Raw genomic sequence first — 13,324 nt, 5'->3', positions numbered from 1 at the left:
ACCCAATCCAAAGGAGGAATTAGCATGCAGCAATCCGGTGTTTCTGTAGAGCAAATCATTGCCATGATCAGCGAAGTAAAGGAAGATCCCGCCTGTCTTACCCGTCTTGATAGCGATTCCGATATTATTCATGATGCCGGTCTCGACTCTCTCCAGCTTATTCATTTTATCCTGCGTGTAGAAGAGAAATTCGATGTGGAAATTGATTTTGAAGAGTTTGATATGGATCATCTCGGTTCCATTGCAATGTTCTGTGATTTTGTAAATAAAGCCCAATCTGACGAAACAGTCCACCCGTTGGAAGCTTGACCCTACATAGCTGTAGGGATGGGGATACAGCATAGAGCTGATATCATAATGCAACAATCAAGAATGCCTTATCCAGCTTGGAGATACTACCATATGTAAAAATTAAAACGCTATTACTTTTGGTTATTTGCTTGGTTGTTGATTTGGCGTAATTTTTAATCCTCTGTTGTATACACAGTTGGTGTTTTGTATGCGTTAACAATTGAATAGGACTGTCTTTCGGTATCAGGCACTTGGTAACAACGAATCCGGGGAAGAGGTGTTTTCCGTGCAACCAAGAAGTGAAGTGACAATCGACCGCGAAGCCTTTAAGCTGATCAAACGAACTGTCCGTAATGCCGCCGTATCTTACCGTAATAAGGTGAAGGACCCTACCTACAAGACGCCTATACCGCAGTCGCTCGGCATCAAGCTGACCAACCGCTGTAATCTGCGCTGTACACACTGTTTTCAGTGGAATGAAGACGGCTATCACCACAATATGGAGAAAGCCGAGCAGAATATGGATCTGGATCCAGCCATTTTCAAACAGCTGCTGGATGATACCAAGAGCGCCAAATCACGCCTTTACTTATGGGGTGGAGAACCAATGTTCCACCGCCAGTTCAGCCAGATTCTCGAACATATTCAAAATGACCGACGTGAAATGACCATCTGTACCAACGGACTGCTGATCAGCAAGCATCTGGATCAGATTCTGGATCTCTCGGAAAATCTGGAACTGCTGATCGCTGTAGAGGGATTTGAACGCGAGCATGATCTGATCCGCGGCAAAGGAACATTCCAGAAAACGATGAAAGAAATCGACCGCCTCGTCGAGCTGCGTGACCAGGGCATCTACAAAGGCCGGATCTCGGTGCATGCTGTAATCAACGATAATATGATCGGACGCATGTCGGAGCTGCTGGAATTTTTCGAATCGAAAAAGCTGGATCTCGTTATGCTGTGCTTCCCTTGGTATATCTCCAGGGAGACATCGGTCAAAATGGATCACTATTTCGCCGACAAGTTCAGCTGGCTGCGCCAACTGGATGAGCGTCATATCAGCAGCTGGCATGCTTTTAAATACAAAATCAATCCTGAAAAAATGGAAGCGCTGATGGACGATCTACACCAGATCAATGACCGTGTCTGGAAAATCCGGGTGCGTTATCAGCCGGGACTGGACTACGATGAGATCGACAAGTTTATCCATGGCGATGAAATGACAAGTCGTTGTTCCAACAACTGTCTGGCGCTTACTTCACGTACGGATATTATTCCGGATGGCAGTGTAATGCCTTGCAAATTCTTCGCTGAATTTACGGTCGGGAATCTCAAGGAGAAGAGTCTCAAGGAAATATGGGATTCCGAAGAATATGAGCAGATCCGCAAAACGATTAATGAAGGCGGTCTGACCCCGGCTTGTTCCAAGTGCAGTGTGCTCTATCTGCATGGTGCAGGTGCCCTGCAGTCGCTCAATTATATCTGATCGGACAGGAGGCGAGAGTATGAGCGTAAGTGACAAGACGATTCTGCCCCTGCTGAGCGAAGTTCACAATATGCAGCCGGAGCATCTGGAGCTGATGCTGGGTTCCGAACCGTCGGTAGCGGGAGCTGCTACAACAGCCCGGATATTAACGCGGGCAGATGATCATTTTGTGATCAATCATTGCTACTACGGTGCCAAGCAGGCGATGCTGGAACAGTGCAGTATTCATATGGATGAGACGGATATTTATTTTCTCAGTAATGGAATTTCATTTAACTATGCTGGTGATATTCATACATTCGGTCTGCGTCCGATCAGGGAGATGCTGCAGGAATGGATCACCCATACCGGGATTGCACTCGCGTATACGGATACAACGCAGGAGCAGCAGGAACATCATGCCATGCTGCAGGAATGGCATGATGTATTGAGTCGTGGCAATACACTGCTGCTGCATGTCAAAACCGAGAATCTGGTCTACAATCCCCTATATACCGACAACCCCGGCAAGACACATATGATCCAGCTGTATGGTCTGCATTCACAGGAGAATATTGCTTATGTAGGCGATCACTTCCTGCTTGATTCGTCCGGATCGGTACTGGGCTACAGCGGTCCGACCAGCTTGTCCGATCTGCTGGAAGGAACGGTAGAATACGCCTATATGAATCATACCGGAGACGCTGTTATGGACGAGCAGCAGATTATAGCCGTCTGTACGGCTCATCTGGATGAATTCCTGAATGGACAGGATCAGGGTACGGCAGGAGCATGGGGAATTGCTGCCTATCGCAGGCTTGTTCGTGATATGGAGCAGATGAGTCTGCTGGAAGGCGAGGCATTCGCGGAAGCCTGTGATACTGTGTATTACCATCTGCGGATTGAAAGTCTTAGTCATCTGATGCGTTATACCGATCATTTTATCCGTAAATACCGGGATAAACTGGGTATACCGGGTGAGCAGCTTCAAGCGGAGATTACAGCGCTGAATCAGGATACCAAGCGTCATCTGCTGCAGCTGTACAAAATGGGACTGCAAAACAGTCCTCATAAGATGGATGCCTATATCCAGCGCAGCACAGAGCTGCTTGACCGGATAGAGCTGCATTTATCGAGCCTGCAGCAAGCATTATCCCGTGTTGCTGTCTGACCTTGTCAAGAACATGAAGTCAATCCGATGAACCGATATTAACCAGTTATTTGTGCAGCCTGCTTACGGATCTTACCTGCATCGCATCATGGATCACAGGTGACCGGGAGCAGGCTGTCTATTACGATAGCCGGAAAGGAAGGGATAAGGATGCAGGAACTACAATCAGGTGCATCAAGATCACCTGTACTACATATGGGCACCTTTGAAGCGGAACTGCACTGGCGAGAACATAATCTGGCAATTTTACCTGCGCTGCCGGACAGGGAAGCGGAGAAGATTGTCACCGCGATGGATGAACTGCTGTTCAGCTTTTGCCAGCCGGGTGATCTACTGCTGACACGTTATGCGATAGATCCTGCCCAGCGTGATTATACACGCCAACTGGGCTTTGATTTTATGAGCAATACCGTGCATCTGCAGCCGGATGAAGCAGCAGTACGCGCGCCGATTGCTACCGCAGCAGGATATGGACAGGCAGCAAGTCCGCAGCGTACAGCCAAAGAAATCACCCATCCGATCTCCGTCTTTCAGCTGCTCTATGATCATGGCAGTATGCTGGCAGACCAGCTGCCGCTGTCAGGAACTCAATTGTCACCATTTGCCTGGGTGCCGTATATCAAGGAAGCCAGTCAGCGGTTCGGTATTCACAGTCAGCATCCACCGCTGGAGATTGTACGCCGGGTGAATACCAAGCGGTATTCCGCAGAGATCAAGCAGCGGATTGGTCTGGAGAATCCGGGAATCTACGTAACCGGTACAGATCAACTGGAAACAGTAGGCCGGAAGCTGCTGGAACATGGAACCTTTATGATCAAGGATAATTACGGTGTATCCGGCAAAGGAAACATCCATATCGAATCACCTAATATGCTGGCGCGCATCGCGGGCAGTATCCGCAAGCAGGAAGACAAAGGACGCAATGTAGAGTTTGTACTGGAACGCTATCTGGACAAGACACGGGACTTTTCCTGCCAGTTTTATATTACGGAACAGGGTGATATCGAGATTATATCTGTACAATGGCTTGCGAACTCACAGTTTGCCTACCGGGAATCGCTGTCTCCGGATGCCGATTTTATGGATCTGCTGGAGCGTCATCACTATTTTGAGACCATGGAACAGATTAGCCGGGAGCTCTATCAGGATGGCTATTATGGACATGTATGTATCGACTCGATGGTGCTGCAGGATGGAACGCTGGAACCGATGGTAGAGATCAATGCCCGTCAATCCATGAGCCTGATCAAAAATAATATCGACCAGTATTTGCGCCAGCAAGGGCTTCAGGGGAATATGACCAATTACACAGTGTCCCATGACGGTTCACTATCTCATGAGCAGCTGCTGGGCGAGCTCCAGCGTACCAATCTGCTTTTCCTGCCGGAAACCGGGCAGGGTATCTTTCCATTAACCTCAGCCGCCTTATCCGTCAACCATCCATCCCAACCCGACGGCAAAAAGCACAAAGGACGTCTGTATCTGTCTGTAGTCACCGATCAGGAAGAGACCAAAAAGTATCTGCTACGCCGCCTGGAACAACTTTTAACTGCAAATAACTTTCAAATCCTGAACTGATCAGCGCTTAGTGTCTGGCAATATAAGCGTGACCTGCTTTCCATTAAAAGAAAAGGGTGATCCATATGACCGTCACCATTTTGTGTTCGGGTTTTGGACTGGGGTTCTATACACCGGGATTACTTGTAGAAGCGGGGTTCAGGCGCCGCGGGATTCCGGCGGAAGTGCTTGTTTTTGAGAATGTTATGGATGAAGATCAGCGTCACAAGGTCGATAACAGCCGTAGAGCCTATCACCAGGATTTCTCGGTAGCCCTGATGTCCCAGCGTATTCCGCAGGATATTCGCAAAAGCATGAATGAAGAGCAGATGGAGCAGCTGCTGCACAGCTGGGAAGCGGAAGGAAGAAGACATTTTATCGTTCTGTCCGGACACTGGATTTATCTGCTGGATATGTACAGAGAGCGCATCGGAGCAGAGCAGCTGCATGTCGATCTGCTCTATCTGGATGTCTCCGACTCCCCATCCTGGCGCAATGTCAAAAAGCGTCTGGGTCAGCTTCATGATCGCTACCGGGAAGTATGGCTGTTCGGCGAACCGCAGAAGCCAATGCAGACATATATCGATATCGCCGGTTCCGATCCTGTTCTCCCTTATGAACAGAGGGAACGCAGACTGTTGGTACATGGCGGCGGGTGGGGAATGGGAACCTATCGGGAACATCTGCAGCATCTGGAACAGTCAGGCTATGGGCTGGATATCGTCCTATATGAAGGCGATGAGGCAGGTCATACAGACAGAGGGCAGCGGTATTACCGGATGGATCCGCAGTGGCGTACCTGGAACCGGAATGAGCAGGGAAGACATACGTTTCCACCTTTTGCCGAATATATTCCTGATGCAGCTGCAACAGCGTATCGCATACATGAAGACTATCATCTGCTGTGTGAAGTAGAGCGTCGTGTTATGGCAATAGTAAGCAAGCCGGGCGGAGGGACGCTGGCAGATTCTTTTGCTTCCGGTACGCCTGTAATATTCCTGGACCCATTCGGGGAACATGAGCGTCATAATGCAGAGCAGTGGGAACAATACGGATATGGTATTACTTATCAGCGCTGGATGAGTGAGTACGGTGGTGATCATCAGATTCTGGAACAGCTGCACCGTAATCTGATACAGGGCCGCAGCAGGCTGCCTGGTTATGTGGATCAATACAGGGAACATAATACATTGGAGCCAGCAGCGATCAGGAGGAATCTATGAAAGAAAATCACAATATCGTTCAGCTGCCAGTGCGCATGGATGAATACCTGATGTCGCTTCAGTCCATTCCCCGGATCGAAGTTCCTGTTCGAATGGGCATTCTGGGCTGTTCGGGGATCGTACCGCGTGCCATATTGGAACCGTCCGCTCACGTATCTACTATTGAGATTGCAGGAGCTGCCAATCGTACGTATGACAAAGCCAGACAAATGGCCGACCAGTATGGGATTCCAACTGTATATAATAGCCTTGATGAACTGCTGGCGGATGAGCAGCTGGATGCTGTCTATATTGGTCTTGGCAATCGTCTGCATGCCCCATGGATTCGGCGTGCACTCGCTGCCGGCAAGCATGTGCTGGTAGAGAAGCCTCTTTGTCTGGACCCTGCGGAACTGGACGGACTGGAGGAGACTGCCCGGCGATCCGGCGTTCATCTGACAGAAGGCATTATGATCGCTCATCATCCATGGCAGCAGGAGCTGCGCAGCTGTATACAATCCAGCCAGTATGGAGAGTTGCAGCGTATACAGACCCGTATTACGATTCCTGCCCGTGATGGTCATGCCGGCAATTATCGCAGCCAGCCTCAGCAAGGCGGAGGCTGCTTCTGGGATCTGGGCTGTTATTGGCTGCAGTTTCTGCAGGCTATAACGGGTATTGAGCAGGCGCAGTTTGAAGGGAAGTCCGATTTCGATGGACCGAACGGCTGCGATTGGACCTTTGAAGCACAGGCAAGACTACAAAACGGCATTATCGCCGATGCTATATTTTCTTTTGAACAGCCCTATGCTTCGAAGCATATTCTTCATTTTGAACATGCAACGCTGACAATTAATGATTTCTTCCGCTGCAATCTGGGATTTTACCGAATCAAATTCAAAGTAGCCTTGCTTCAAAATGGAGCCGGGACAGGCGAAGTGCATCAGCATGTATTTGATCCGGTCAATTATTATGTCAATCAGCTGCGTTTTTTCAGCGATGTCGTGCGTGGTCAGCAGACTAATCTGCCTTTTGCCGAATCTGCAGAGCGCATTCGCTTATTGTCCAGTATCTATGCAACCGCTCGCAATCGGATGATGATGCCCGAGCTGTAAAATACAGGCGTATACCACCATTATGTCAAAAACCGCCTGTCCGCTTTCTGGTTGGAAAGCAGCAGACGGTTTTTGGCATGTAAAATAATAATCAGGCATCAGGCAAAAGCTCCTGCCAATCCAGCATAACCAGCGGTTTGGGACCGAGCGCTTCGGCAGCGCAGATAGCCAGTTGGTAATTGGCATCAACCATAATTTTGCGGAAATAACAGATCTGACCGGCATGATCTTCCCAGCTGCCGGAGGAGTCCTCGTCCGGACGTGGTGGACATAGCTGTGCTGTCCCATTATGGGCAATATCAATAGCAAATGAATCCAGCGGAATAGAAAGCCCTTTGCCTATATATTTGATGTAGCTTTCTTTCAATGTCCACAACGTGTAAAATAATTGAAGTTGTTGCTGTGGAGAGGCCTTCATCAGCAGCTGATACTCGGATGCAGTAAAAAAGCGTTCGGCAATTGCAAAATCAATAGGACGTACCTGTTCAATATCGATTCCGACAGGAACGGTACCATCTGCACATACAACCCAATCTCCTGCATGTGAAATATTAAAATAAATATCCGGATATTCATCCAGATAAGGCTTGCCATACGCATTTTTGGAAAAGGACACCGAATCGGCGGACAGATGATAACGTTGGCGCAAAATCTGCAGCAGCAGGGCTTCACCGATCAGACTGCGCTGTGCATCCTGCTGTCTGTGAAATTTGAGCGAAGCTTGCTTTCTTTCTTCGGATACTGCTTCACGCAGACGTTCCATGCCATCTTCCGGAATCAAATCGGGCACATATACACCGGTCACAGTAATCAATAGAAGATCCTCACTTTCGGGCAAGCGATTGCTTGTTCTGGTCTGCAGATCAGGGAAGTACTCCTAGTCAGACTACTTTGCTGCAGAATACGCATAACCATATATTGACGAATAATCCAGTGAACGTCAACATACGCAGAATACGCATGAGGGAGAAGCAATCTACATACATCTGTTTTAATTAAAATTTAAATGTATTAATATGAAAAGGATGACTATAAGGTTATCTGCTTATTTCGTAAAAAGAAGCTAAAGCGATTATGATAGAGACAGTAGAATAGATAGATGTAATCCGCAACGAGGAGGAAATACCGTGTCAGAAATCAAACATTTACCTTACCAAAGTGAAGATAACTATTTTGTACAATTGATTCCCGATGTACAATTTACCCGTTTCCCGAATGGATCGTCCCTCAAAATGAACATTTTGCGTCCGGTCTCGCATATTCCATTGCCGCTGATCGTCTGGATTGTGGGAGGTTCATGGGTCGATGTGGATAATTACAAGCATGTACCTGTATTGTCCGAACTGGCTGCACAGGGATATGTGATTGCCTGCATTGAGTATCGTACGGTTAACAAAGCGCCTTTCCCGGCACAGCTGGAAGATGTAAAAACAGCGATTCGATTCCTGCGTACTCATGCAGATGAATATGGTATTGATGCGGAACATGTCGGCGTATGGGGTCATTCAGCAGGCGGACACCTCGCGGCTCTGGCTGGCGTTACCGGCAGTCAGCCGGAATGGGACACCCGTGGAGACTGGCAGGGGGTATCGAGTCAGGTAACCGCTGTGGTGGACTTCTGCGGACCTATCGATGTACAGGCTGACTTTCAGACCGAATACGAACTACCGGTTATTTCACTGCTGATGGGCGGACCGATCCGGCATATGGCAGATAATGCGGCACAGTCAAATCCGGTCAGTCATATTCAGACAGGAACTGCTTCCGGAATTCCGCCATTTCTCATTATGCACGGCGATCAGGATGAGATGGTACCACTTCGTCAGAGTCGTTTTCTGTATGATGCTCTGCTGGAAGCAGGGGCCGAAGCAGATATGTATATCCTCGAAGGAGCACGGCACTCCTCTACAGGTCTGATGACCCGTCAGGATGTAATGGAGGCGGTAAGCCGATTTTTCGCAGTTCATCTCAAAGGATCCTGAATGAAATTACACAGATGCATGATAAATGACGATATAAGACCATGGCATATGAAAGATTGAGAGGGATCATTAATTGGATAATCACGAATATGACGTTCTCCAGAATTTAATTGCCGAAAATGGAGTCTACCGTCCTCTGTTTGAACATCATCCCGATGCTATCTATGTAATGGATCTGGACGGTAATTATATTTATACAAATCCTGCAGTGATGCGAATGAGCGGATATTCGCTGGAAGAGCTGCGTTATATTGATAAAAGGCTGATTTTTGGAGAATCGCGCCTTCACTTTCGGTCGCCTTATTTTCAGCAGGTACTACAGGGCGGGTCCGTTCAATATGAGACCGAAATTTATCATAAGGACGGACACGCTATTTACCTGGATGTTACCTATGCACCGGTAATGAAAGAAGAGCAGGTAATCGGTATTTTTGGTGCTGCCAAGGATATTACTTCCCGCAAGCAGGCGAGTGAACAGCTCAAAGCGAGCGAAGAACGTCTCGCCCTGGCCCAGGATATTGCCGGTTTTGGTTGCTGGGATTGGAACCTGGATACCCAGGAGCTAACCTGCACAGACAAGTTTTTCGAGATTCTGCGTCTGAATCATGATTCTCCGCAGATCATGTATCGTCGCTTTCTGGCAAGAGTGCATCCGGAAGATCGCAGTGACGTTAGTGAATCTTTTCGAAAAGCGATTGATGAAGGAAATATTCATGTTGAATGCCGGCTGACCGGCCAGTATCATGAGGTGCGCAATGTTTCTATTCGCGGACGGCTGGTAGAAGTAATGCCAGGAGAATCGCAGCGTATCCTGGGTACGATTCAGGATGTAACCGAACAGCGGCTGATGGAGAATCTGATCCGTGAGAGCGAAAGGCAGTACCGGATGCTCTCGGATAATACAATGGATCTGATCTCGACACATACTGCTGATGCACAGCTCAATTTTCTGTTTGCATCGCCATCTCTTAAAAAGCTACTGGGCTATGAAGTAGAAGAGATAGTCGGTACGAGTGCGAGCAGCTATTATCATCCCGAGGATTATGAAGTGGTACAGATTTATCTGCAGTCTATCCTGTATTCCCGAGATCAACATACCGTATCCTTTCGCTTTCGGCACAAACAGGGACATTATGTATGGTTGGAGACGAGCGGTACCTATACGCCAAGCAGAATGGAAGGAATCAGCGGTACTATCGTAGCAGTATCCCGTGATGTTTCGGATCGCAAATTTGCGGAGCAGCAGCTGTTGGAGAGTGAGCAGCGCTACAAATCGCTGGTCGAATATAATCCATCGGGTGTGTATTCATTTGATCTGGCAGGAAGATTGTTTACCCTGAATCCGGTAGCCGAGATTCAGAGCGGTTATGCAGCAGACCGATTGCTACAGACTCATTTTACCGATCTGATCGATGGCGATTACCAGATTGCAGCACAGGAGCATTTTAATAAAGCCCGTATGGGCATGCCGCAAAATTATGATACGGTACTGGTGCATTCTTCCGGTAACCGGATGGAAGTGAATTTTACCAATGTACCGATTATTGTTGGTGGGCAGGTTACTGGAGTCTTCGGCATTGCTACGGACGTAACGGAGAATAAGCGTTATCTGGAGCAGATTCAGACGATCAGCAAAGAGTATAATCTGATCCTCAGTTCGGTATCGGAAGGGATCTTCGGCGTGGATACCCAGGGGAATGGAATCTTTATCAATGCGGCGGCAGCGAGAATGCTGCAGCTCCCGAGAGAGCAGTTTATCGGTGTACCGGTGCAGCAATCGCTGGTGCAGGCACGTGCAGATGGGGAAGCCTACGCTGCCGGTCAGAATCCGGTAGGTCTGACGATGAGCGATGGAATCTCCCGCAGGGTGACAGAAGATGTATTTTTCCGCAGAGATGGCTCGAGCTTCTTTGTTTCTTATCAGACGAGTGCGCTATATGACCGTGAGCAGATTATTGGAGTTGTCGTGGTATTCAGCGACCGTACGAATGAAAAGGCCATTATCGAAGCCAAGGAGTCTGCTGAACGTGCAGCCTATGCCAAGTCACAGTTCATCTCACTGATTAGTCATGAGCTTCGTACACCAATGAATGCTATTATCGGTATGTCCGAGCTGGTACAGGATTCTCCGCTAAATGAAGATCAGCAGTTTTATATGGAGATTATCCGCCAAAACAGTGAAGAATTGATGAGAATGATGGATGATGTAACCGATGTGCACCGGCTGGAAAATGGGAATATCCGGCTGGAAGAGCGCATATTCGATCTGCATGAGCTGGTGGGATCGGTATATGAATTGTTTTTGCCGGTCGCGCAGGAGAAACAGCTGGTGCTCGAGAAGCGTGTCGATCAGGAAGTGCCACGTCAGGCCCGGGGCGATATGATGCGCATCAAGCAGGTATTGGTCAATATTATCGGCAATGCACTTAAATTTACCGATCGCGGAACCGTGGAGATTGTGGTAGGGGTCTCGCATATCTCCAGAGAGCATGGCATGCTAATTCATTTCCGGATTATAGATACGGGGATAGGCATCCCCGCAAATCGTCTGGGTGAACTGTTCCAGTCCTTTTCCCAGGTACACCAGGTGATGAACCGCCAATATGGCGGTACGGGACTGGGACTGTTTATCAGCAAAAATCTGATTGAGTTGATGAATGGTACGATCGGAGTAGAGAGCAGGGAACATGCCGGTTCAACATTCTATTTTACGATTCCGCTTAAGCTTGTGGATAATGAATAATAAGCAAAAAAAAGCGCTGCTGCAGATTCTTGGATGATCTGCAGCAGCGCTTTTTGGTATATAGCCAGTTCCCGAAATCCGAACCGTTATGCGGTAGTGTCGTACCTGTCGCCAGAGCAACAGAAGCAGTTGCTAGTTATGCCTGCGTTGCATACATAATGGCGATCGTCTGTGGACCGCAGTGACTGGAGATTACGCAGCCTGCCTCTGTGATCATAACCTGGCGTGCATTCGTCTGTTCCCTGAGGACAGCCTGCATCATCTTCGCTTCTTCTTCAGCAAAGGAATGGACGACAAAAATGACTTCTTCGTCCAATCGGTCTGCATTGGCGATCGCATTACGGAGCAGCTGTTCGACAGCCTTTTCCCGCTTGCCACGGACTTTGTAAGCAGGTACCAGTGTGCCCTGTGGAGTCACTTCGATCACCGGCCGTATTTTGAGCAGACTGCCGATTAGATTCTGCATACCCGAGCAGCGTCCGCCCTTATAGAGGTACTCCAAAGAATCGATAGCAAATTCTGTCTCAATCCGCCCACGCATATCGGTTAGCAGACGGATAATCTCTTGTACGGAGGCACCCGCTGCAGCGGCATGAACAGCCTTCATCACGAGCAGACCAATCGAGCTGGATAGATTCAATGAATCCAGTACATTGACCCGGCCCTCTTCCCATTCCTCCGCAGCGATGCGTGCATTGGCATACGTCGAGGATAAAGCAGAAGAAAGGCTGATATAGATAATATCCTGTCCGGCTTCGATAACAGGTGCAAAAGCTTGTATGAAATCAGCGGGTGAGGGTGCTGACGTCTTGGGCAGCTGTCCCTGCTGCTGAACACGTTGGTACAAATCGGCAGGCTTGATATCAACACCGTCCCGGTAGACCTGTTCTCCAAAAGTAACATAGAGTGGTACGATGCCCACCTGATGCTCATCCAGCCAGGAGGCTGGCAGATCGCAGGTACTGTCTGCAAAAATACGAATGGAATTCATAATATTCTCCTGTCTTCCTGGTTCATTATCATAATAAAATAGACTGTGATATCACACAGCTGGGGTTATTATACCATGACTTGCATTTTGCCAAAATATACGGCAGAATTCGGGCAAAAAGTACTTCCGACATGCTTTCATGATTTCCTCACAAAATAATCGCTATAGATACGCTATAATAAAAAGGATTTTGTTTATCTGCGGGATCTACCCGCAATGATCTGACAGGAGGTTTAACATGCAACGTACGTATATTATAATCGGCTCCATTCTAGGCATGATTGGGGTAGGCATTGGAGCATTCGGTTCGCATATTCTGGAACCGATTATTGGAGCGAGAATAGAGACATTTCGCACTGGAGTCGAATATCATTTTGTCCATGCGATTGCCTTGTTGATTACAGCTGTGCTGGCCGGTATATTCGGTGAATCGGCGCTGCTTCGCTGGGCGGCACGCCTGTTTACCGCCGGAGTCATTCTGTTCTCGGGTAGTCTGTATGTGTTGTGTATTACCGGCGTAAAAGTATTGGGTGCTATTACACCACTAGGCGGGTTATGCTTTATTGCAGGCTGGATTCTGCTGGCTGTAGCTGGTGCCAAATACGGTAAAAAAACAGCGTGAATAGGGTAGAAGATCGATTGAAGTGAATGGATAGCTGTAAAGTTATGATTAAAGTGCATCTCTTTTTTTGCGTATATATACCAATAGAAGAGTATAAATCAGGAATATGTTTATACTTACACAAATGTGCAATATATGCTGCGGAAAATATCAAAAGCGCCTGCTGGCTTCTGCCACAGGCG

11 protein-coding genes are annotated in these 13,324 nt (G+C 48.1%); 9 read left to right on the top strand and 2 right to left on the bottom strand.

Annotation, left to right across the window (positions count from 1 at the left end; translation table 11 throughout):
• The first annotated feature begins 24 nt into the window (after nucleotides 1-24).
• The 6 genes from WH46_RS01085 to WH46_RS01060 all read left to right on the top strand — a co-directional run bounded on the left by WH46_RS01085 (nucleotide 25) and on the right by WH46_RS01060 (nucleotide 6,804).
• Complete coding sequence (locus WH46_RS01085) at nucleotides 25-309, top strand: acyl carrier protein (RefSeq protein ID WP_046225412.1); 285 nt, start codon at nucleotides 25-27, stop codon at nucleotides 307-309.
• Between the two features lie 268 nt (nucleotides 310-577).
• Nucleotides 578-1,780, top strand: a complete 1,203-nt coding sequence (locus WH46_RS01080; RefSeq protein ID WP_046225411.1) for a radical SAM/SPASM domain-containing protein — start codon at nucleotides 578-580, stop codon at nucleotides 1,778-1,780.
• A gap of 19 nt (nucleotides 1,781-1,799) precedes the next feature.
• The gene (locus WH46_RS01075) at nucleotides 1,800-2,930 is read left to right on the top strand and encodes a BtrH N-terminal domain-containing protein (RefSeq protein ID WP_017811277.1); all 1,131 of its coding nucleotides are present in this window, start codon (nucleotides 1,800-1,802) and stop codon (nucleotides 2,928-2,930) included.
• Between the two features lie 150 nt (nucleotides 2,931-3,080).
• Complete coding sequence (locus tag WH46_RS01070; protein ID WP_046225410.1) at nucleotides 3,081-4,508, top strand: ATP-grasp domain-containing protein; 1,428 nt, start codon at nucleotides 3,081-3,083, stop codon at nucleotides 4,506-4,508.
• Nucleotides 4,509-4,573: 65 nt separating this feature from the next.
• Nucleotides 4,574-5,710: a hypothetical protein gene (locus tag WH46_RS01065; protein WP_046225409.1), complete on the top strand. Its 1,137-nt coding sequence runs from the start codon at nucleotides 4,574-4,576 to the stop codon at nucleotides 5,708-5,710.
• Nucleotides 5,707-6,804 carry a Gfo/Idh/MocA family protein gene (locus tag WH46_RS01060; protein WP_082208270.1) on the top strand — a complete coding sequence of 366 codons (1,098 nt, stop codon included), beginning with the start codon at nucleotides 5,707-5,709 and terminating at the stop codon, nucleotides 6,802-6,804. The genes WH46_RS01065 and WH46_RS01060 overlap by 4 nt, the downstream gene beginning before the upstream one ends.
• Before the next feature lie 91 nt (nucleotides 6,805-6,895).
• Here WH46_RS01060 and WH46_RS01055 read toward each other — a convergent pair whose 3' ends face one another.
• Nucleotides 6,896-7,609 (bottom strand): 4'-phosphopantetheinyl transferase family protein, encoded by a 714-nt coding sequence (locus WH46_RS01055; protein WP_231584267.1) that lies wholly within the window; start codon nucleotides 7,607-7,609, stop codon nucleotides 6,896-6,898.
• 322 nt (nucleotides 7,610-7,931) lie between these two features.
• Here WH46_RS01055 and WH46_RS01050 point away from each other — a divergent pair, with 322 nt between their 5' ends.
• A complete protein-coding gene (locus WH46_RS01050) occupies nucleotides 7,932-8,786 on the top strand; it encodes an alpha/beta hydrolase (protein WP_017811272.1) in 855 nt (284 codons plus the stop codon).
• A gap of 73 nt (nucleotides 8,787-8,859) precedes the next feature.
• Complete coding sequence (locus WH46_RS01045) at nucleotides 8,860-11,529, top strand: PAS domain S-box protein (protein ID WP_052714063.1); 2,670 nt, start codon at nucleotides 8,860-8,862, stop codon at nucleotides 11,527-11,529.
• A 136-nt stretch (nucleotides 11,530-11,665) separates the two neighbouring features.
• Here the strand turns inward: WH46_RS01045 and WH46_RS01040 are convergent, their stop codons facing one another.
• Nucleotides 11,666-12,520: a DegV family protein gene (locus tag WH46_RS01040; protein ID WP_017811270.1), complete on the bottom strand. Its 855-nt coding sequence runs from the start codon at nucleotides 12,518-12,520 to the stop codon at nucleotides 11,666-11,668.
• 238 nt (nucleotides 12,521-12,758) lie between these two features.
• Here WH46_RS01040 and WH46_RS01035 point away from each other — a divergent pair, with 238 nt between their 5' ends.
• Nucleotides 12,759-13,142 (top strand): DUF423 domain-containing protein, encoded by a 384-nt coding sequence (locus tag WH46_RS01035; RefSeq protein ID WP_046225407.1) that lies wholly within the window; start codon nucleotides 12,759-12,761, stop codon nucleotides 13,140-13,142.
• The last annotated feature ends 182 nt before the right edge of the window (nucleotides 13,143-13,324 follow it).

It is taken from the genome of Paenibacillus dauci, assembly GCF_000971985.1.
Taxonomy (GTDB): Bacteria; Bacillota; Bacilli; order Paenibacillales; family Paenibacillaceae; genus Saccharibacillus; species Saccharibacillus dauci.
The sequence above is the reverse complement of the archived record's forward strand: the minus strand, read 5'-3'. Positions and strand labels throughout refer to the sequence as shown.